This is a genomic window from Kitasatospora sp. NPDC088783, assembly GCF_044750705.1.
Classification (GTDB): Bacteria; Actinomycetota; Actinomycetes; order Streptomycetales; family Streptomycetaceae; genus Kitasatospora; species Kitasatospora fiedleri.
In genome coordinates, this window is sequence record NZ_JBIVKJ010000001.1 from 241,271 (window position 1) to 260,158 (window position 18,888).

Consider the following 18,888-nt stretch of genomic DNA (forward strand, 5'->3'; position numbering starts at 1 on the left):
CGCGTTGAGCTCCAAGCCGGCCCCCGCCGCCGACCCGTACTTCCCCCGGCACGGGGACCCGCGCTACCGCGCCCACCGCTACGAACTCGCCCTCGACTACCGGCCCGGCCCCAACCGGCTGGCCGCCTCCGCCCGGATCGCCGCCATCGCCGGGCCCGAGCCGCTGCGCGAGTTCACCCTCGACCTGGCCGACTTCCGGATCGGCCGGGTGCTGGTCGACGGGAAGGCCGCGCACTACGCGCACCGGGACGGCAAGCTCCGGATCAGGCCCGCCAAGGCCCCCGCCGCCGGGGCGGTGTTCACCTGCGAGGTGCACTGGTCCGGCAACCCGCGCCCGGTGCGCAGCCCCTGGGGCGGGATCGGCTTCGAGGAGATCACCGACGGCGCGCTGGTCGCCTCCCAGCCGGTCGGCGCCCCGTCCTGGTTCCCCTGCAACGACCGCCCCGCCGACAAGGCCGCCTACCAGCTGACGGTGACCACCGCGACCCCGTACGCCGTGGTCACCGGCGGGCGCCTGCTCAGCCGCACCACCCGCTCCTCCGCCACCACCTGGGTCTACGAGCAGCCCGCGCCCACCGCCCCCTACCTGGTCGGGCTGGCGATCGCCCCGCTGCGGCAGGTCCCGCTGACCGAGCGGGCCCCCGGCACCGTCCCGCAGAGCGGCTGGGTGCCGCAGCCGCTGGCGGCCCGGTTCGAGCACGACTTCGCCCGGCAGCCGCAGATGATGCGCCTGTTCGAGGAGCTGTTCGGCCCGTACCCGTTCGACGGGTACACCGTCGCCGTGGTCGACGAGGACCTCGACGTGCCGGTCGAGGCGCAGGGCATGGCCACCTTCGGCCGCAACCACCTCGACGGGCGGCGCGGCTGGGAGCGGCTGGTCGCCCACGAGCTCGCCCACCAGTGGTTCGGCAACAGCGTCACCGTCGCCGACTGGCGGCACATCTGGCTCAACGAGGGCCTGGCCAAGTACGCCGAGTGGCTCTGGTCCGAGCGCACCGGCGGCCCCACCGCCCAGCGCCTGGCCGCCGACGCCCACCTCCAACTGCGCGGCCTGCCGCAGGACCTGGCGATCGGCGACCCCGGCAAGCGGCACATGTTCGACGACCGGGTCTACGAGCGCGGCGGCCTGACCGTGCACGCGCTGCGCTGCGCCCTCGGCGACCCCGCCTTCTTCCGGCTGCTGCGCGACTGGGCCACCGCCTACCGGCACGCCGTGGCCGCCACCGCCGACTTCGCCGCGCACGCCGCCCGCTACACCGACCGCCCGCTCGGCCCGCTGCTGGACGCCTGGCTGCACCGGGGCGCGCTGCCCGACCTGCCCGTCCCGGAGCCGGAGCCGTCCCCGGCCCCCCGGCCTGGTGTACTGGGAGGCACGGGCCGTGAGGCCGTCCGTCGCTTCCTGAAGGATCGAGGAACATGAGCACGCACTACGACGTGGTCGTCCTGGGCGCCGGCCCCGGCGGCTACACCGCCGCCGTCCGCTCCGCCCAGCTCGGCCTGCGCACCGCCGTGATCGAGGCCAAGTACTGGGGCGGCGTCTGCCTCAACGTCGGCTGCATCCCCTCGAAGGCCCTGCTGCGCAACGCCGAGCTCGCGCACACCGTGCTGAACGAGGCCGAGCTGTACGGCATCCAGGTCGACGGCAAGGTCTCCTTCGACTACGGCAAGGCGTTCAGCCGCTCCCGGCAGGTCGCCGACGGCCGGGTCAAGGGCGTCCACTACCTGATGAAGAAGAACGGCATCACCGAGTACGACGGCTGGGGCACCTTCGTCGACGACCACACCCTCCAGGTCAAGCTCGCCGCCGGCGGCTTCGAGATGGTCACCTTCGACCACTGCGTCATCGCGACCGGCGCCACCACCCGGCTGCTGCCCGGCACCTCGCTCAGCGAGCGGGTCGTCACCTACGAGGAGCAGATCCTCACCGAGCGGCTGCCGGAGTCGATCGTCATCGCGGGCGCCGGCGCGATCGGCGTCGAGTTCGCGTACGTGCTGCACAACTACGGCGTCCAGGTCACCGTCGTCGAGTTCCTGGACCGGATGGTGCCGCTGGAGGACGCCGACGTATCCGCCGAACTCGCCAAGCAGTACCGCAAGTTGGGCATCAAGGTGCTCACCTCCACCCGGGTCGACGCGATCGACGACTCCGACCCGGCGGGCCCGGTGAAGGTCACCGTCACCCGGGACGGCAAGCAGGAGGTGCTGGAGGCCGACAAGGTGCTCCAGGCGATCGGCTTCGTGCCGCGCGTCCGGGGCTACGGCCTGGAGGCCACCGGCGTGCAGCTCACCGAGCGCGGCGCGATCGCCGTCGACGGCCGGGGCCGCACCAGCGTCGAGCACATCTTCGCGATCGGCGACGTCACCGCGAAGCTGATGCTCGCGCACGCCGCCGAGGCGATGGCGGTGATCGCCGCCGAGACCATCGCCGGGGCCGAGACCATGGAGATCGACTTCGTGATGGTCCCGCGCGCCACCTACTGCCAGCCGCAGGTCGCCAGTTTCGGCTACACCGAGGCGCAGGCCCGCGAGCAGGGCTACGCCGTCAAGGTGCAGAAGTTCCCGTTCACCGCCAACGGCAAGGCGCACGGCCTCGGCCAGCCGGTCGGCTTCGTCAAGGTCATCGCCGACGAGACCCACGGCGAACTGCTCGGCGCCCACCTGATCGGCCCCGAGGTCACCGAGCTGCTGCCCGAACTGACGCTGGCCCAGCAGTGGGACCTGACGGTGCACGAGGTCGGCCGCAACGTGCACGCCCACCCGACGCTGGGCGAGGCCGTCAAGGAGGCGATCCACGGCCTGGCCGGGCACATGATCAACATGTAGTGCGGCCCTCCGGGTGCGCGACCGCCGCCCCGGTGCCCGCCGACGGTACGGCGGCGCGCCGGGGCGGTGCGTCTCCGGTCCCGACGCCGTGAGGAGCCCGCCGATGGACGCCCCCGCCCCCTGCCGGACGGTCGCCGAGCGCACCGGGGCCGGGCCGGGCCGCCCGGGCCCGCGCGGCCCGGCCCCCCGGTTTGCGGACCGTCCGGCGGCGGGGGGTGATGGAGGGAAGCAACGTCCGCACCACTGCCGGAGGCAACCGTGTCCCACCACAAGTCGAACAAGGCGGTCGAGGGCGACCCCGACACCGGCCACGGCGGCGGCCTGCCGCGGCGGCCCGACGAGGCCGAGCTGGAGGAGCGCACCGAGGAGGACCGCGAGGAGGTCGGCCTGGACCCCGGCGACGGGGACGGCGTCGACGACGGGGAGGGCGACGGCGACGGGGACGGGGTGTAGCCCGGCCCGCCGGGCGCACTCCGCCGGGCGTCCCCGGTGCGGCACGGTCCGCACCGGGGACGCAGCGTGAGTGGAGACGGCGAATTCGCCCGATTTCGGTCACTTTGCGTGAATGTGTCCCGGAAGCGGGTTTCAGTCCGGCGGAGCGGGCCACGCGCCCAGTGCTGGAATGTGAAGGAGGCGTGAGCACATGATCACCGAACAGCAGATCCGTTCCATGCTGAACCACCCCGTGCACGACGCTCAGGGCAACAAGATCGGTAAGGCCGACCACCTCTTCCTCGACGACGCCACCGGCAAGCCCGAGTGGGTCAGCGTGAAGACCGGGTGGTTCGGTTCGAGCGAGTCGTTCGTCCCGATCCGGGACGCCGACGTGGTCGACGGCCACCTCCAGGTCCCCTACGCCAAGGACAAGGTCAAGGACGCGCCGAACGTCGACGTGGACAACGGCGGCCACCTCTCCGAGCAGGAGGAGCGCCGGCTGTACCAGCACTACGGCATCGCCTGGGACGACGCGTGGAAGGCCGCCAACCAGCCCGGCGAGGGCGGCTGGGCCAACCGGGAGGGCGGCACCGGCACGACCACCGGCACCGCCGCCGGTACGGCGGGCGCCGCGGGCGCGGCCGGTGCGGCGGGCGCGGCGGCGGCCAAGTCGAAGACGGGCCGCTCCGCCGACACCCGGATCGCCGGGACCACCAGCGCCGCCGGAACCACCGGAACCACCGGAACCGGCAAGGCCGCCGGAACCGCCGGTGCGGCCGGGACCACTGCCGCCGGTGCGACGGCGGGCGGCCGGATGGACGCCCGTTCCGACCTGGACGCCCGCTCCGCCGCTGCCGCCGCGCCCGGCCCCGCCGTCCGGGGGACCGGCCGCACCGAGCGCGACGACGACGCGATGACCCGCTCCGAGGAGCGGATGCGCGTCGGCATCGAGCGGTACGAGACCGGGCACGCCCGGCTGCGCAAGTACGTCGTCACCGAGGAGGAGCAGCAGACCGTGCCGGTGCGGCACGAGGAGGTCCGGCTCGAGCGCGAGCCGATCACCGAGGCGAACCGCGGCGAGGCGCTGTCCGGCGAGGTCATCTCGGAGGCCGAGTACGACGTGACCCTGCACGGGGAGCGCCCGGTCGTGCGCACCGAGGCCGTCCCGGTGGAGCGGGTGCGGCTGGTGACCGAGGAGCACGTCGAGGAGCAGACCGTCACGGGCGAGGTGCGCAAGGAGCGCATCGAGGCCGAACTGCCGGATGCCGAAGGGAAGTTGCCGCCGAACACCGGCAAGGACGACCCGGGTCGGGGACGCCGCCGGTGACGCCCTCCGGCGGGGCCCGGCCCTCGGGCTGAGCCCCGCCGGACGCGCCGGGTGCGGGACGAGCGAAGGAGGCCGAGATGGTGTGGTTGCTGCTGATCGTGCTGATCGCCGTGGTGTGCGGCTTCGTCGGCGCGCTGGTGAAGGGCCTGCTGTGGCTGCTGGTGATCGGCGCGGTGCTGTTCGTCGGCGCCCTGCTGGTGGCGGGCGTCCGGATGGGCCGCAGGAGCTCCGCGCCCCGCTAGGCCCCCCGCACGTGAGCGGCCCCCGGCACGCGCCGGGGGCCGCTCCGCGTGCGGGGTGTCAGGAGGCGGGGCAGGTGTCGGCCGTGGTGAGCAGGGCCGCGGTGCTCTGGGCGACGGTCAGGCGGGTCCCGGTGAGCAGGGTCAGCGAGAGCGCGGTGACGGTGACGCCCCGGCCCCCGGCGAGCGGGGTCCGCTGGTTGACGACCAGGGAGCCGACCAGCGGGAGGCCGATGGTGGTGTTCGGCGCGGCGTCGGCGGCGACGGGGAGCCCGGCGACCCGGAGGTTGACCAGGGTGGTGGTACCGCTCGGTTCGACCGCTCCCGGGCCGGTGGCGGTGAGCGGCTGCCGGGCCCGGGCCGAGGTGCCGACCAGGTCGGCGGTGACCAGCCCGCCGAGCAGGCTGACCCCGGTGACCTGGGCGTGGGCGGCCGCGGTGCGGGTGCCGTCCGGGTCGACGGTGCCGGAGGCGTCGGTGGTGAGCACGCCGAGGGTGCCGACGGTGCCGAGCCCGGCGCTGAGCACCGCGTGCGCGTCCTGGCCGGGCAGCGGGGTGCAGGAGTGGGCGGAGGCGGGCAGCGGGCCGAGGCCGCCCAGCGGGGTGGTGAGCCGCACGCCGTGCGCCCGGGCGTCGAAGACCGGCGCGGTGAAGGTCACCGAGGTGCAGCCGGGCGGGTCGAGGCCGATCCGGGCGGTGACGTCCGCCGCGCACACCCGGTAGGTGCCGCCGGTGAGCGAGGTGAGCCGGACGGTGGCCGTGCAGGACGGCTGTCCGGCGGCCAGGTCGCCGTGCACGGTCACGGTGCCCGGCCCGGGGTCCGCGACGGCCGTGCCGGAGCCGCAGTCGGTGGTGGCGCTGCCGGGGTCGAGGACCAGCCCGGCGGGCAGTTGCCCGGTGAACGACCAGCCCTCCTTGGCGGCCAGTTCGGCGGTGTTGGTGACGGTGAAGGTCAGCGTGGCGGGCGCGCCCACGGGCAGCTGGGCCGGGGCGAAGGACTGGTCGAGCTGCGGGGTGGCGTCCAGCAGCCGGATGTTGTCGATCGCGCCGTCGTTGCCGCCGCCGCTGGGCTGCTCGTTGACCAGCCGGATGCCGGCCGAGTCGCCGCTGAACAGGACCGATCCGTTGCTGGCGTACGTGCCCACCGAGGTGCCGCCGATCACCTGGCCGGGGTCCTGGCAGGGGTCGATGGGGGAGCTGAACGCGGCCCGCGCGGTGCCGCCGTCGAGCAGGTAGAAGGCGAGCAGCGGGTGGCTGGCGAAGCAGTTCTGGGCCGCCGCGTCCACCGAGAAGGTCAGGAAGCGGTTCTGCGCGCTCAGCGGGACCGGCCGGACGGTCTCCAGCTCGGTGCGCCCGGCGCCCGGGTCGGCCGAGGTGTAGGCGGTCAGCGAGTGGTTGGTGGCGGCGTCGCCGCCCGCCCAGCTGCCCAGCGCGGCGGCCATCTGCTTGTTGGCGGCCCAGTAGCTGCCGCAGTAGACGCCGGGCGGCGGGGCTGCCGGGCCCTGCGCGGAGACGATCAGCCCGTTGCAGGCGGTCAGCCAGGCCGGGTCGGCGGTGTACTGCTCGGCGGCCGGTGCGGCGCCGGTGTAGTCGGTCAGCAGCGTGACCGCCGGGCCCTGGCCGTTCTCGAAGTCCTCGGTGAACACGGTGACCGGCGCGCTCGGCGTGCCGGGGTTCCCCGGCGCGTTCGCCGCGGCCGGCCCGATCCCGGCCAGCGTCCCGGCGGCCAGCGCGGCGACGCCCAGCAGGGCCGTCGCCGCCCGGCCCCGCCACCGTCCGCGGGCCGCCCCCGGCACGTCACCCCTCGGTCCGTAACCCCTCATCCCGCACCCCTTTCGTGCCGCCCCTCCGCTCGCCCCGGCCACACCGGGACGACGCGACGGACGTCCCGGCCACTGTCCCGGTCCGGGGGCCCTTCGCACACCGGCGTGCGGCGTCCCGGCCGGTGCGGCCGCGCGCACGCGCGCCGTGCGAGCCGGTGCGTGCCGCTACGAGCCCAGGGGCGCGGAGGAGCGGGGGAGCGGAGGAGCGGGGGAGCCGGGGAGCCGGGGAGCCGGGAGCGGCGGGAAGGGGGGCGGCGCGGGTCAGGAGGGCTCGGGGCGGCCGATCGAGCAGACCAGTTCGCCGTCCCGCGCGTCGGCGACGATGGTGTCGCCGGGCCGCAGGTCGCCGCCGAGCAGCATGGTGGCGAGCCGGTTGTCGAGCTGGGTCTGGATGGTGCGGCGCAGCGGGCGGGCGCCGAACTCGGGCTGGTGGCCCTTGTCGACCAGCCACTCCTTGGCGGCCTCGGTGACCTCCAGCTCCAACCCCTGGGCCCTCACCCGGCGTTCGGAGTTGGCCAGCATCAGGTCGACGATCCGCATCAGGTCGTCGGCGCCCAGCGCGTCGAAGACGATGATGTCGTCGATCCGGTTGAGGAACTCGGGCAGGAAGCGCCCGCGCAGCTCCTCCATCAGCCGGTCGCGGATCTCCTCGGTCTCGCCCCGGTGGGAGAGGATCAGCTGCGAGCCGATGTTGGAGGTCATGATGACCACGGTGTTGCGGAAGTCGACGGTGCGGCCCTGGGCGTCGGTGAGGCGCCCGTCGTCGAGGACCTGGAGCAGCGCGTTGAAGACGTCCGGGTGGGCCTTCTCGACCTCGTCGAACAGCAGCACGCTGTACGGACGGCGGCGGACGGCCTCGGTGAGCTGCCCGGCCTCCTCGTAGCCGACGTACCCGGGCGGGGCGCCGACCAGGCGGGAGACGGTGTGCTTCTCCTGGAACTCGCTCATGTCGAAGCGGACCAGCCGGTCCTCGTCGCCGAAGATCAACTCGGCCAGGGCCTTGGCGAGTTCGGTCTTGCCGACGCCGGTCGGGCCGAGGAACAGGAACGAGCCGACCGGGCGGTCCGGGTCGGCCATGCCGGCCCGGCTGCGGCGCACCGCCTCGGAGACCGCGACCACGGCCCGGTCCTGGCCGATCACCCGGTCGTGCAGTTCGTCCTCCAGCTTGAGCAGCCGGGTCTTCTCGTCCTCGGTGAGCTGCGAGACCGGGATGCCGGTCTGCCGGGAGAGCACGTCGGCGACGTCGTCGACGGTCACCGAGACCACGCCCTCGCGGCGCTCCTCGACCTCGGCGGTCTGCGCCTCCAGGTCGGCGATCCGGCCCTTCAGCTCGGAGGCCCGGGAGAAGTCCTCGGCGGCGACCGCCTCGTCCTTCTCGCGGCGGAGCTTGGCCAGTTCGTCCTCGCGGCCGATCACCTCGGTGGAGCGGCCCAGGCCGCGCAGCCGGACCCGGGCGCCGGCCTGGTCGATCAGGTCGATCGCCTTGTCGGGCAGGAAGCGGTCCGAGACGTACCGGTCGGAGAGGTCGGCGGCGGCGCGCAGCGCCTCGTCGGTGAAGCGGACCTGGTGGTGCGCCTCGTAGGAGTCGCGCAGGCCCTCCAGGATCTGCACGGTCTCCTCGACCGAGGGCTCGGGGATCAGCACCGGCTGGAAGCGGCGCTCCAGCGCCGGGTCCTTCTCGATGTGCTTGCGGTACTCGTCGATGGTGGTGGCGCCGATGACGTGCAGCTCGCCGCGGGCCAGCGCGGGCTTGAGCATGTTGCCCGCGTCCATCGCGCCCTCGCCGCCGGCGCCCGCGCCGACCACGGTGTGCAGCTCGTCGATGAACAGCACGGTGGAGTCGGCGGCCTCGCGGACCTCGTCGATGACGTTCTTCAGCCGCTCCTCGAACTCGCCGCGGTACTTGGAGCCCGCGACCAGTCCGGACAGGTCGAGCGAGACCACCCGCCGGTCCTTGAGGGTGGAGGGGACGTCGCCGGAGACGATCCGCTGGGCCAGGCCCTCGACGATGGCGGTCTTGCCGACGCCGGGCTCGCCGATCAGCACCGGGTTGTTCTTGGACCGGCGGGAGAGGATCTCGACGGTCTGCTCGATCTCCTCGGCCCGGCCGACCACCGGGTCGAGCCGGCCCATCCGGGCGTCCTCGGTGAGGTCGCGGCCGTACTCGTCCAGGGTCGGCGTCCTGCTCTCGGGCTTGGCGGGGGAGCGCTCGCCCCGGGCGGCGGCCTCGGCGCCGCGCTGGAGCCGGGAGGGGTCGGCGCCCTGCGCGCCGAGCAGGCGGCCGGCCGCCGAGTCGGGGTCGTCCAGCAGGGCGGCCAGGATGTGCTCGGGGCCGATGTAGGAGACGCCGGCGGCCTGCGAGCGGGCGTGCGCGCCGATCAGCACCCGCTTGGCGGCCGGGGTGAGGCCGGGGTCGACCGAGGGGTCGGCCGCGCCCGCGGGCAGGCCGCGCTCGATCGCGGCGGCCAGCCGGTCCGGGTCGGCGCCGGACTGGGCGAGCAGGCCGCGGGACGGCTCGACCCGGGTGGCGGCCCAGAGCAGGTGCGGGGTGTCCAGGTCGGTGCTGCCGTCCTCCTGGGCGCGCAGCTCGGCGCGGGCGATCAGGTCGCGGGACGACTCGGTCAGCAGCCGCCCGATCGGGACGCGCTGGACGGCGGGCGGGGACGCGGCCGGGTTGAGGCCGAAGAAGCGGTTGAGCAGTTCCGAGAAGGCGTCGTCGGAACCGAAGGAGCCGAAGCCGGGCATGGTCATCGTGCGGGCACTCCCCTGGGCGGGCGGGCAGCGGTCCCCCCGAACTATGCCAACGCGTGGTATGTCCCGCTCAGCGGATGATCCGGACAGGTGGCGACCGGCCCGCCCGGCGGGCTTCGGTGAATTTGGGACAGGCATTACCCGTTCATGGGACTCTGATGACCTTCGACTCCGGCGGACCGACGGGCCGACCGCCCGCGGCACCCGTACGCGCCACCGTGACCACCGTGAGGGGAGACGGCCATGCCGACGACGGACCGTGCCACCGGGGGACGGCGGAACATCGACGCCCTGCTGCGGCGCTCCCCGCTGCAACCGGTCTTCCGGGCCCGCGCCGCCCGCCGCCTCGCCGTGCTCGCCTACCACGGCGTCGACGACCCGGCGGCGTTCCGCGCCCAGATGGAACGCCTGGCCCGCACCGCCCGCCCGGTCGGCCCGGACGAGGTCGCCCGGGCCGCCGAGCACCGCCGCCCGCTGCCCGCCCGCAGCGTGCTGGTCACCTTCGACGACGGCGACCGCACCGTGCTCACCGAGGCGCTGCCGGTGCTGGCCCGGCTCGGCATCCCGGCCGCCGCCTACGTGATCACCGACCTGATCGGCACCGACCAGCCGTACTGGTGGACCGAGGCCGCCCACCTGGTCCGGCACGGCGCCCGCGCCGAACCGCTGCACGGCCTCGGCCCGACCGCGGCCGTCCGCCGCCTCAAGGACCTGGCCGACCCCGAACGGCGGCGCGCCCTCGCCGAGTTGCGCGCCACCGCGACCCGGCAGGCGCCCCGGCAGCGGCAGTTGAGCCGCGCCGACCTGCACACCCTGGCCGACGCCGGGGTGGCGATCGGCAGCCACACCGCCTCCCACCCCTGCCTGGACCGCTGCGCCGACGCCGACGTCGACGCCCAACTCCGGGGCGCACACGAGCGGCTGACCCGGTGGATGGGCCGCCCGCCGACCACCTTCGCCTACCCGAACGGCAACTACGACCCGCGCGCCGACCGGGTCCTGCGCACCCTCGGCTACCGCACCGGATTCCTCTTCGACCACCGGCACGCCGAACTCGCCCCGGCCCACCGGCTGCGGATCAGCCGCCTGCGGGTCAACTCGCACACCGGCCGGGACCGCTTCGACACCATCCTGTCCGGACTGCACCCGGCCGTGCACCGGCTGCGCGGCGGGAGGTGAACTCCCCTTTGGGCAGCGAGGGTTGACAGCAGTCGGGGCCGGGGCGGACGGTGCGGGGCGGAAGGGGCGGGACGTGACGGGCGGGAGAGGGGGCGGGGCGGTGCCGGAGATCCACCGGACGCCCGAACTGGGCGGGGAACTCGTGCACGACTGGCGGGAGTTGGTCGCCGCAGACCCGGACGGCTCGTGGTTCGCCGGGCCGGACTGGGTGCTCGCCTGGTGGCGCACGCTGGGGGCCGGGCAGCCCGGGGAGGTCGCGGTGTGGCGGGGCCCGGACGGGCGGGCCGAGGCGGTGCTGCCGCTCGGCGCCGCCCGGCTGCGGGTGCACCGGCGGGCGCCGGTCGAGGTGCCGGTGCTCACCCTGCTCGGCGCCGGGCCCGGCGCCGCCGACCACTGCGGGCCCGCCGCCCGCCCGCACCGGCGGGCCGAGGTGGCCGCCTGGCTGGCCGACCGGGCCCGGCGCGAGACGCTCTGGCTGCCCAACCTGGACCCCGCGCACGCCGGCCTGCCGCCCGTCGGCGCCCGCCCGGTGGCCCGGACCGCCTGCCCGCGCGCCGACCTCACCGCCGGGCCCGACCGGCTCGGCTCGCGGGACTTCCGGGCCGCCAACCGGCGCGCCCACCGGCGGCTCGCCGCGGCCGGGATCGACTTCCACTGGCTGCCGCCCGCCGCCGCCCGGCCCGAGCTGCTGGACGAACTGCTGCGCCTGCACCGGCTGCGCCGGGAGGCCGCCGCGGGCGGGGCCAGCAGCTTCGGGGCCGACCGGCTGCCGCTGCACCGGCTGCTGGTGCAGGGCTCCGCCCCCGGGCGCGGACCGGCCTTCCAGCTCGCCCGGCGCGGGGACGAGGTGGTGGGCGTGCTGTACGGCTTCCGCTGGGCCGACCGGTTCGCCTACTACCAGACCGGCTGGGACCCGCGCTTCGCCGCCGACTCGCTGGGCACCGCGCTGGTCGACGCGGCGATCCGCGCCTGCGCGGCCGAGGGCGTGCGCACCTTCGACTTCCTGCGCGGCGCCGAACCGTACAAGTACCGCTTCGGCGCCGTTGACCGCACGGACACCGGCTGGCTGCGCCCGCGCGGCCCGGGCGGGGCGCTGCTCGGCCTCAAGCACCGTCTGGTGAAAGGCGGTTGACGGGCCGTCAGGGCGTGGTGTCGCCGTCCAGGTAGACCCACTCGCCCCGGTGGCGGACGAAGCGGCTGCGCTCGTGCAGCGCGCCGGGCCGGCCGCCCTCCAGGTAGTGGGCGCGGAACTCGACGGTGCCCTCGGTGTGGAACGGGCCGCCCTCGCCGGAGCCGAGGATCTCCAGCCGCTCCCAGCGCAGCGCGGGGTCGAAGTCCACCGCGGCGGGCCGGGTGTCCGGGTGCCAGGAGCGCAGCAGGTACGGCTCGTCGTGGACCGCGAAGGCGCTGAACCGGGAGCGCATCAGCTGCTCGGCGCTGCCCGCGGCGGCCTCGCCGCGGTGCAGCCGGCCGCAGCAGTCGGCGTACCGGGCGGGCAGGCCGCACGGGCAGTCGGCGGGGGCGGCGGGAGCGGCGGGGGCGGGGGTGCGTCGGCGGGCCATGGGGTCCATTATCGCCGCTCCGCCCGGGGGCCCGGCGGTGCGGCCGCCGCCGTGGGCCCGCTCCCGGCGGCGCGGCGCGGGCATGGGTCCGGGCGGCGCGGGCAGGATGGGCCCGTGCTGTGTCCGGCGCGGCGCGCCGGGGCGGGACGACTGTCGGCAAGGCGAAGGGAACCGCGATGAGCGACCACCACGACCACCACCACAACGTGCTGCTGCTCGGCTTCGAGGACCGGGCGCGGTGCCGCCTGGCCTACGAGGACGCGATGCACCTGCCCGGGGCCCGGCAGGTCGCGGTGCTGGAGCGCGACGCGGAGGGCATCCTCGACGTCCCGGAGAGCCACATCCGCGGCGCGGGCGTCCCCACCGTCGGCTCCGGCCTGGTCGGCGGCCTGGTCGGGCTGCTCGGCGGCCCGATCGGCGTGCTGCTGGGCTTCGCCGCGGGCGCGGCGATCGGCAACGCCGCCGAGCAGGCCGAGATCACCGACGGCGGCGCGGGCCTGATCGTGCTCTCCTCGCGGGTCGAGAACGGCCGCGCCCTGCTGGTGGTCGACCTGGTCGAGGACGAGACCGGGCCCGCCGACGCGCTGGCCGCGAAGTACGGGGCCGCGGTGGAGCGGATCTCCGCCGAGCAGTTCGCCGAGCAGGTCCGGGTCGCCAAGGAGCGGGCCGACCGGGAGCCGGCCGACGGGGAGTGAGCCGCGTGGAGCGGGCCGCTGCCGGGGGGCGGGGCGCGGGCGGGGCTCAGAAGTACGGCCGGTAGCCGTCCTTGAGCCTGTCGAGGTCGCGCCGCTCGCGCTTGGTCGGCCGCCCGGCGCCCCGGTCGCGCTGGGCGACGGCGGCCGGGCGCTCGGTGCGCGGCGGCGGCGGGGGGCTGTGGTCGACGTAGCAGGTCTCGGCGACGGGCGCGCCGACCCGCTTGGCGATCGGGCGCACCACCTGGACGATCCGCTCCCGGCCCTCGATCCGGACCCGGACGTCGTCACCCGCCTTGACGTGCTGCGCGGGCTTCGCGGTGGCCCCGTTCAGCTTGACGTGCCCGGCCCGGCAGGCCGCGCCCGCCGCCGAGCGGGTCTTGATCAGCCGGACCGCCCAGATCCAGCTGTCGATCCGCGCGCTCGTCTCGTCCGCACTCATGCCACGACTCTAACGCCGGGCCCGGCCCGGGCGGTCCGGACGCGGGGACGGGGGCGGGGGCGGGCTGATGCCGGGTCAGGCCGTTTCGCCCGGTGGCCCGGGGGCAGCCGGGGGCCATGGACACCACTGAGCGCACCGAAGAGCCGATCGAGACCCAGGGCGGCGAGGACCACCTCCTGCTCAGCGCCGACACCAACGGTGACGGCAGGCCCGACGTCTGGCTGACCGACACCACCGGCGACGGCAAGGCCGACCTCTACCAGTTCGACACCACCGGGGACGGGGAGGTCGACGTGACCATAGTGGAGCGGTCCGAGGAACCCGGCGCCGACCGGGTCGTGGTGGGGGGCGACGCGGGCCACCCCCGGCACGGGTGACCCGCCCGGGCAGCCGCGTGACACCGACACCGACACCGTCCGCGGGGCGCGGCCGCCGGGCCGCCGCCCCGCGGACCCGTGCCGCACGTCGAACCCGAGGAGGGGTGATGGCCTCGTACCAGGTCCGGCTCACGGCCGTGACGGCCGGCATGTCGGCGTTCTGCGCCGCGTTCGCCGCGGCCCACCACTTCTGGCTCGCGGGGCTCGGCCCCGGGCGGGCCTGGATCGCCTGGGCGGCCGTGGCGGTGGCCGCGGCGGGTTTCCTGGCGCTGGCCGTCCCCGCCGTCCGGTGGGCGGAGGGCACCCGGCGGGGGCGGCGGCGGTGACGGGGGGAGCCGCCGGTCCGCCCGCGTTTGTGCAACTAGTTGCATAGCTGGTCCACCGCGCCCTACCGTTGGGTAACAAATCCCGACCGGAGGCGTCGATGACTGCTGCGTACCCCCACCTGCTGGCCCCGCTCGACCTGGGCTTCACCACCCTGCCGAACCGGGTGGTGATGGGCTCCATGCACGTCGGGCTGGAGGAGGCCGAGGACGGCTTCGCGCGGATGGCGGCCTTCTACGCGGAGCGCGCCCGCGGCGGCGTCGGCCTGATCGTCACCGGCGGCATCGCCCCCAACGAGGCCGGCCGGCCCTGGTCGGGCGGCGCCAAGCTCACCACCGCCGCCGAGGCCGCCGAGCACCGGGCGATCACCGACGCCGTGCACGCCGCGGGCGGGAAGATCGCGCTGCAGATCCTGCACTTCGGCCGGTACGCCTACCACGAGGACCTGGTCGCGCCGTCCGCCCTCCAGGCCCCGATCAGCCCGTACGTCCCGCACGAGCTGACCGCGGAGCAGATCGAGCGGACCGTCGAGGACTTCGCGCGCTGCGCCGAACTCGCCCGCTCCGCCGGGTACGACGGCGTGGAGGTGATGGGCTCCGAGGGCTACCTGATCAACGAGTTCGTCGCCGCCCAGACCAACCACCGCACCGACGACTGGGGCGGCTCCTACGAGAACCGGATGCGCTTCCCGGTCGAGATCGTCCGCCGGGTGCGCGAGCGGGTCGGGCCGGACTTCATCCTGATCTACCGGCTCTCCATGCTCGACCTCGTCCCCGGCGGCTCCACCTTCGACGAGGTGGTCCGCCTGGCCCGGGAGGTCGAGGCGGCCGGGGCCACCCTCATCAACACCGGCATCGGCTGGCACGAGGCCCGCATCCCCACCATCGCCACCTCGGTGCCGCGCGGCGCCTACGCCTGGGTGACGAAGAAGCTGATGGGGAAGGTCGGCATCCCGCTGGTCACCACCAACCGGATCAACACCCCCGAGGTCGCCGAGCACCTGCTCGCCACCGGCCACGCCGACCTGGTCTCGCTGGCCCGGCCGATGCTCGCCGACCCCGCCTTCGTCAACAAGGCCGCCGCCGGCGCCCCCGAGGCGATCAACACCTGCATCGGCTGCAACCAGGCCTGTCTGGACCACACCTTCAGCGCGAAGATCACCTCCTGCCTGGTCAACCCGCGCGCCTGCCACGAGACCGAACTCGTCCTCGCCCCCACCCGCCGGGCCAAGCGGATCGCCGTGGTCGGCGCCGGACCGGCCGGCCTCGCCTTCGCCACCTCCGCCGCCGACCGCGGCCACCACGTCACCCTGTTCGACGCCGCCGACGCGATCGGCGGGCAGCTGAACGTCGCCCGGCGGGTGCCCGGCAAGCAGGAGTTCGACGAGACGCTGCGCTACTACCGGCACGAACTCGCCCGCACCGGCGTCGAGTTGCGGCTCGGGACGGTCGCCGACGCGGACACCCTGACCGGCTGGGACGAGGTGGTGCTGGCCACCGGCGTCACCCCGCGCGTCCCGGAGATCGACGGCGTCGACCACCCCAGCGTGCTCGGCTACCTGGACGTGCTGCGCGACGGCGCCGAGGTCGGCGACCGGGTCGCGGTGATCGGCGCGGGCGGCATCGGCTTCGACGTCGCCGAGTACCTCACCGACCCGGGCAGCGGCGCCGACTTCCTCGCCCGGTGGGGCGTCGACCGCGAGCACACCGCCCCCGGCGGCCTGGCCGCCCCCGTCCGGGCCGCGAGCCCGCGCAGCGTCTTCCTGCTCCAGCGCAAGGACGGCAAGGTCGGCGCGGGCCTGGGCAAGACCACCGGCTGGATCCACCGCACCGAACTGCGCCACCGCGGCGTGGTGATGGTCCCCGGCGTCGAGTACCGCCGGATCGACGACGCGGGCCTGCACGTCACCGTGGGCGGCGAGGAGCAGGTCCTGCCGGTCGACACCGTGGTGCTGTGCGCGGGCCAGGAGCCCCGCCGCGAGCTGCTCGACGCGCTGCGCGGGCGCGGCGTCGAACCGCACCTGATCGGCGGCGCCGACGTGGCCGCCGAACTCGACGCCAAGCGCGCCATCGACCAGGGCACCCGGCTGGCCGCCGCGCTCTGAGCGCGCGCCGACGCCCACCGGGGCCGGGGCTCCGGTGGGCGTCGGGCGGGCGTCGGGCCGGGCGTGCGGCGGGCCCGGTGGGGCGGGCCCGCGCCGGGGTCAGTAGAGCGAGACCCCGTACGCCGACAGCGCCTCGGTGACGGGCTGGAAGAACGTGGTGCCGCCGGAGGTGCAGTCGCCGCTGCCGCCGGAGGTCAGGCCCAGCGCCTTGGTGCCGTCGTACAGCGGGCCGCCGGAGTCGCCGCCCTCGGCGCACACGGTGGTCTGGATCAGGCCGCTGACGGTGCCGCCGTCGGAGTAGCGGACGGTGGCGTTCAGGGCGGTGACCTTGCCGCTGTGGGTGCCGGTGGTCGAGCCGGTGCGCTTGACGGACTCCCCGACGACGGCGTTGGCGGCGGTGAAGCCGCCCGGGTGGCTGAGCGAGGTGTTGGTGTAGCGGACCAGGGCGTAGTCGTTGCCCGGGAAGCTGGAGCCGGCGGTGGTGCCGGCCACCGTGCTCTGGCCGGAGTTGGTGTACCAGGTGCTGGCGATGTTGCCGCAGTGCCCGGCGGTGAGGAAGTAGTACGTGCTGCCCTTGACCACGTTGAAGCCCAGCGAGCAGCGGTAGCCGCCGCCGTAGATCGCGGCGCCCGCGGACAGTTTGGGGCTGAAGGTGCCGGAGGTGCGCTCGACCTTGAGGCGGGCGGCGTCCGCCCCGGCGGCCGCGGTGAGCCGGGCCAGCGCGGCCGGGGTGACGGTGCTGTCGGCGGTCACCACGATCCGTCCGGTGGCGGTGTCGGTGTGCCAGGCGATGCCGTTGACGCCGCTGAGCTCGACCGAGTCGCTGACCCGGGCCAGGGTCGCGGCGTCCGGCGCCGGGGTGGCGGCCCCGGCGGCGGGCACCGCGAGGGCGGTCGCCGCCGCGAGGGCGGCGGCGACGGCGAGCAGGCGGCCGCCGGTGCGGCGCGGGCGGGAGGTGGTGCGCGTGGTCCTCACAGATCTCCTCCTGGGGGAGTGGGAGAGGCCCTGGGGTAGGGGCCGTGAGGCGCGGGCAGGAGCGATCGGGACCGGCCTCATGGGCCGGTTTTTGATGTGCTCCTGACAGGCGCTATCCGGGAGTATGCGGACCGCCGGCGGGGCTGCGCAAGACCCCGCAAGAGTTTTCCCGCCCGGCGGCCCGGCGTCAACGCCACTGCGACGGGCCGCACTTGGCGTCCCGTCACCGCGCGCCGCCCGGCCCGCGCCGCGGTCCGGACCGGCCCCACCCGTACGATCGCCGCATGTCACTGCCGCACGCGATCCTCACCGCCCTGCTGGAGAAGCCGTCCTCGGGGCTGGAGCTGACCCGGCGGTTCGACCGGTCGATCGGGTTCTTCTGGTCGGCCACCCACCAGCAGATCTACCGCGAACTGGGGCGGCTGGAGCGCGAGGGGCTGGTGCGGGCGTCCGGGCCGGGGGCCGGGCGGGGGCAGCGCAAGGAGTACGAGGTGCTGCCGGAGGGACGGGCGGAACTGGCCCGGTGGACCGCCCTGGCGCAGGACCCGAAGCCGGTCCGCGACCCGCTGCTGCTGCGGCTGCGGGCGGCCGCCGTGCTCGGGGCGGGCGGGCTTGAGGCGGAGCTGGCCCGGCACCGCGAGCTGCACCGGGCGCAGTTGGCGGAGTACCTGGAGATCGAGCGGCGGGACTTCCCGCCGGAGCGGGCCGGGACGGAGAACCGCCCGCAGCACCTGGTGCTGCGGGCGGGCATCCAGCTGGAGTCGTTCTGGCTGGCCTGGCTGGACGAGGCGCTGGCCGGCCGGGCCGGGGGCGGTGCGGGCCTGTCCGGGGAGGGCGTCGGTCCGGGCGGGGGCGGTGCGGGCCTGTCCGGGGAGGGCGTCGGTCCGGGCGGGAGCGGTGCGGGCCTGGCCGGGGGCGGCGGTGTGGGCCCGGGCGGTGCCGGCCCGGCCGGGGGCGGCGTCAGATGATCCGGTCGAGGTAGCCGTTGGCGACCAGCCAGGCCATGTTCAGCCGGCTCGGCGCGCCCGGCACCAGGGCGCCGTCCAGCTGGTACTGGAGGCCCAGGCCGGGCTGGCCGAACCAGGGCGCGATCGGGCCGGAGTGCACCTCGAACGGCTTGAGCACCCGGTAGTCGTGGTAGTTGCACCCGGCCGCCGGGCTGCCGTCCAGGCTGGACGGCGGGATCGAGCGGTTGGCGTACGGCAGGCCCTCGGGGGCGAGGAACGCGCCGTACTCGCTGCCGTAGCGGTCGACGGCCTGGCCGGGCCGCAGGGTGGTCTCGCCCTCGATCGGGGTGCCGTCGGGCAGCAGCAGGTAGCCGTCGGAGGGCGGGTACTTCCAGCTGCCGGCCGCGCTGTCGTAGTAGGTGCTCAGGAACTGCTGCTCGCCGAGCAGCCCGGTGCGCAGGTAGCCGAACAGCTGGCGGCCGACCGGCCCGGCGTCGGGCAGCCGGTCGGGGCCGAGGCGGGCGTCGTCGTGCCGGAAGGCGGCGGAGCACTCGGTGCCGAGGCCGAGGCCGATCCGCACCTCGACGGGGGCGGCGGACGCGCCGGGCGCGGCGGTGGCGAACAGGGCGACGGCGGCGACGAGCGGGGCGAGGAACTGGCGCAGGCGCACGGACACTCCGGGACGGTCGGGCGGGACGCGGGAGGGCTCCGGCGCGGCGGGGTGACCGTCCGCGTCCGGTGCCGCACATCAGGTAAGCGGACGAGCGGACGATCGGTCAACTCTGCGTGTCCGGACGACTGCTGAGAGTGTCGGCGATTCGGTCAACCCCGGGAGCGCGGTGGCGGGAATAGGTCGGAGTGGCGTCCCGTTGTCGCGAGTGGTTGAATG

At 75.4% G+C, this 18,888-nt stretch carries 17 protein-coding genes and 1 pseudogene; 12 read left to right on the top strand and 6 right to left on the bottom strand.

Features of this window, described 5'->3' with window-relative positions; translation table 11 throughout:
• Window positions 1-4 precede the first annotated feature (4 nt).
• From ACIP60_RS00925 to ACIP60_RS00945, 5 genes are all read left to right on the top strand, one after another.
• Window positions 5-1,420 carry a M1 family metallopeptidase gene (locus ACIP60_RS00925; protein WP_400678760.1) on the top strand — a complete coding sequence of 472 codons (1,416 nt, stop codon included), beginning with the start codon at window positions 5-7 and terminating at the stop codon, window positions 1,418-1,420.
• Entirely contained in the window at window positions 1,417-2,823 is a 1,407-nt protein-coding gene (gene lpdA, locus ACIP60_RS00930) for a dihydrolipoyl dehydrogenase (protein ID WP_400678762.1), read from the top strand. Before ACIP60_RS00925 ends, lpdA begins: the two co-directional genes overlap by 4 nt.
• A 258-nt stretch (window positions 2,824-3,081) precedes the next feature.
• Window positions 3,082-3,276 carry a hypothetical protein gene (locus tag ACIP60_RS00935; protein WP_400678763.1) on the top strand — a complete coding sequence of 65 codons (195 nt, stop codon included), beginning with the start codon at window positions 3,082-3,084 and terminating at the stop codon, window positions 3,274-3,276.
• 190 nt (window positions 3,277-3,466) lie between these two features.
• A complete protein-coding gene (locus ACIP60_RS00940) occupies window positions 3,467-4,585 on the top strand; it encodes a PRC and DUF2382 domain-containing protein (protein ID WP_400678765.1) in 1,119 nt (372 codons plus the stop codon).
• 77 nt (window positions 4,586-4,662) lie between these two features.
• On the top strand, window positions 4,663-4,827 hold the full coding sequence (locus ACIP60_RS00945; RefSeq protein ID WP_146616465.1) for a DUF4175 domain-containing protein: 165 nt from the start codon (window positions 4,663-4,665) through the stop codon (window positions 4,825-4,827).
• Between the two features lie 58 nt (window positions 4,828-4,885).
• Here ACIP60_RS00945 and ACIP60_RS00950 read toward each other — a convergent pair whose 3' ends face one another.
• On the bottom strand, window positions 4,886-6,646 hold the full coding sequence (locus ACIP60_RS00950) for a choice-of-anchor P family protein (RefSeq protein ID WP_400678766.1): 1,761 nt from the start codon (window positions 6,644-6,646) through the stop codon (window positions 4,886-4,888).
• Between the two features lie 261 nt (window positions 6,647-6,907).
• Window positions 6,908-9,397 (bottom strand): ATP-dependent Clp protease ATP-binding subunit, encoded by a 2,490-nt coding sequence (locus ACIP60_RS00955; protein ID WP_400678767.1) that lies wholly within the window; start codon window positions 9,395-9,397, stop codon window positions 6,908-6,910.
• 243 nt (window positions 9,398-9,640) lie between these two features.
• On the opposite strand from ACIP60_RS00955, the gene ACIP60_RS00960 reads away from it, so the two are divergent.
• Together ACIP60_RS00960 and ACIP60_RS00965 are read left to right on the top strand one after the other, a co-directional pair.
• A complete protein-coding gene (locus ACIP60_RS00960) occupies window positions 9,641-10,576 on the top strand; it encodes a polysaccharide deacetylase family protein (protein ID WP_400678768.1) in 936 nt (311 codons plus the stop codon).
• Between the two features lie 100 nt (window positions 10,577-10,676).
• Window positions 10,677-11,708: a GNAT family N-acetyltransferase gene (locus ACIP60_RS00965; protein WP_400678769.1), complete on the top strand. Its 1,032-nt coding sequence runs from the start codon at window positions 10,677-10,679 to the stop codon at window positions 11,706-11,708.
• Between the two features lie 7 nt (window positions 11,709-11,715).
• Here the strand turns inward: ACIP60_RS00965 and ACIP60_RS00970 are convergent, their stop codons facing one another.
• Complete coding sequence (locus ACIP60_RS00970; protein ID WP_400678770.1) at window positions 11,716-12,138, bottom strand: YchJ family protein; 423 nt, start codon at window positions 12,136-12,138, stop codon at window positions 11,716-11,718.
• A 176-nt stretch (window positions 12,139-12,314) separates the two neighbouring features.
• Between ACIP60_RS00970 and ACIP60_RS00975 the strand changes: the two genes are divergently transcribed.
• Complete coding sequence (locus tag ACIP60_RS00975) at window positions 12,315-12,833, top strand: histidine kinase (protein WP_400678772.1); 519 nt, start codon at window positions 12,315-12,317, stop codon at window positions 12,831-12,833.
• Between the two features lie 46 nt (window positions 12,834-12,879).
• On the opposite strand, the gene ACIP60_RS00980 is transcribed toward ACIP60_RS00975, so the two are convergent.
• Window positions 12,880-13,272, bottom strand: a complete 393-nt coding sequence (locus ACIP60_RS00980; protein ID WP_400678774.1) for an RNA-binding S4 domain-containing protein — start codon at window positions 13,270-13,272, stop codon at window positions 12,880-12,882.
• Window positions 13,273-13,388: 116 nt separating this feature from the next.
• Here ACIP60_RS00980 and ACIP60_RS00985 point away from each other — a divergent pair, with 116 nt between their 5' ends.
• The 3 genes from ACIP60_RS00985 (at window position 13,389) to ACIP60_RS00995 (ending at window position 16,077) form a co-directional block, all read left to right on the top strand.
• Window positions 13,389-13,649, top strand: a complete 261-nt coding sequence (locus ACIP60_RS00985) for a hypothetical protein (RefSeq protein WP_100839727.1) — start codon at window positions 13,389-13,391, stop codon at window positions 13,647-13,649.
• Window positions 13,650-13,756: 107 nt separating this feature from the next.
• Window positions 13,757-13,975 carry a hypothetical protein gene (locus ACIP60_RS00990; RefSeq protein ID WP_400678776.1) on the top strand — a complete coding sequence of 73 codons (219 nt, stop codon included), beginning with the start codon at window positions 13,757-13,759 and terminating at the stop codon, window positions 13,973-13,975.
• Between the two features lie 98 nt (window positions 13,976-14,073).
• Window positions 14,074-16,077 carry an FAD-dependent oxidoreductase gene (locus ACIP60_RS00995; protein ID WP_400678777.1) on the top strand — a complete coding sequence of 668 codons (2,004 nt, stop codon included), beginning with the start codon at window positions 14,074-14,076 and terminating at the stop codon, window positions 16,075-16,077.
• Window positions 16,078-16,176: 99 nt separating this feature from the next.
• On the opposite strand, the gene ACIP60_RS01000 is transcribed toward ACIP60_RS00995, so the two are convergent.
• Window positions 16,177-17,052: a S1 family peptidase gene (locus tag ACIP60_RS01000; RefSeq protein WP_400678779.1), complete on the bottom strand. Its 876-nt coding sequence runs from the start codon at window positions 17,050-17,052 to the stop codon at window positions 16,177-16,179.
• Between the two features lie 284 nt (window positions 17,053-17,336).
• Between ACIP60_RS01000 and ACIP60_RS01005 the strand changes: the two are divergent.
• Window positions 17,337-17,858, top strand: a pseudogene (locus tag ACIP60_RS01005) (PadR family transcriptional regulator); the annotation flags it as partial.
• Between the two features lie 154 nt (window positions 17,859-18,012).
• On the opposite strand, the gene ACIP60_RS01010 reads toward ACIP60_RS01005, so the two are convergent.
• Window positions 18,013-18,675, bottom strand: coding sequence for a TNT domain-containing protein (locus ACIP60_RS01010; RefSeq protein WP_400678780.1), 663 nt, complete (start codon window positions 18,673-18,675; stop codon window positions 18,013-18,015).
• Window positions 18,676-18,888: the final 213 nt, after the last annotated feature.

Excerpts from the sequence above, each read along its gene's own strand:
- lpdA (WP_400678762.1), top strand. The coding sequence starts at position 1,417 with ATGAGCACGCACTACGACGTGGTCGTCCTGGGCGCCGGCCCCGGCGGC.
- ACIP60_RS00940 (WP_400678765.1), top strand. The coding sequence starts at position 3,467 with ATGATCACCGAACAGCAGATCCGTTCCATGCTGAACCACCCCGTGCAC.
- ACIP60_RS00945 (WP_146616465.1), top strand. The coding sequence starts at position 4,663 with ATGGTGTGGTTGCTGCTGATCGTGCTGATCGCCGTGGTGTGCGGCTTC.
- ACIP60_RS00950 (WP_400678766.1), bottom strand. The coding sequence starts at position 6,646 with ATGAGGGGTTACGGACCGAGGGGTGACGTGCCGGGGGCGGCCCGCGGA.
- ACIP60_RS00955 (WP_400678767.1), bottom strand. The coding sequence starts at position 9,397 with ATGACCATGCCCGGCTTCGGCTCCTTCGGTTCCGACGACGCCTTCTCG.
- ACIP60_RS00960 (WP_400678768.1), top strand. The coding sequence starts at position 9,641 with ATGCCGACGACGGACCGTGCCACCGGGGGACGGCGGAACATCGACGCC.
- ACIP60_RS00970 (WP_400678770.1), bottom strand. The coding sequence starts at position 12,138 with ATGGCCCGCCGACGCACCCCCGCCCCCGCCGCTCCCGCCGCCCCCGCC.
- ACIP60_RS00975 (WP_400678772.1), top strand. The coding sequence starts at position 12,315 with ATGAGCGACCACCACGACCACCACCACAACGTGCTGCTGCTCGGCTTC.
- ACIP60_RS00980 (WP_400678774.1), bottom strand. The coding sequence starts at position 13,272 with ATGAGTGCGGACGAGACGAGCGCGCGGATCGACAGCTGGATCTGGGCG.
- ACIP60_RS00985 (WP_100839727.1), top strand. The coding sequence starts at position 13,389 with ATGGACACCACTGAGCGCACCGAAGAGCCGATCGAGACCCAGGGCGGC.
- ACIP60_RS00990 (WP_400678776.1), top strand. The coding sequence starts at position 13,757 with ATGGCCTCGTACCAGGTCCGGCTCACGGCCGTGACGGCCGGCATGTCG.
- ACIP60_RS00995 (WP_400678777.1), top strand. The coding sequence starts at position 14,074 with ATGACTGCTGCGTACCCCCACCTGCTGGCCCCGCTCGACCTGGGCTTC.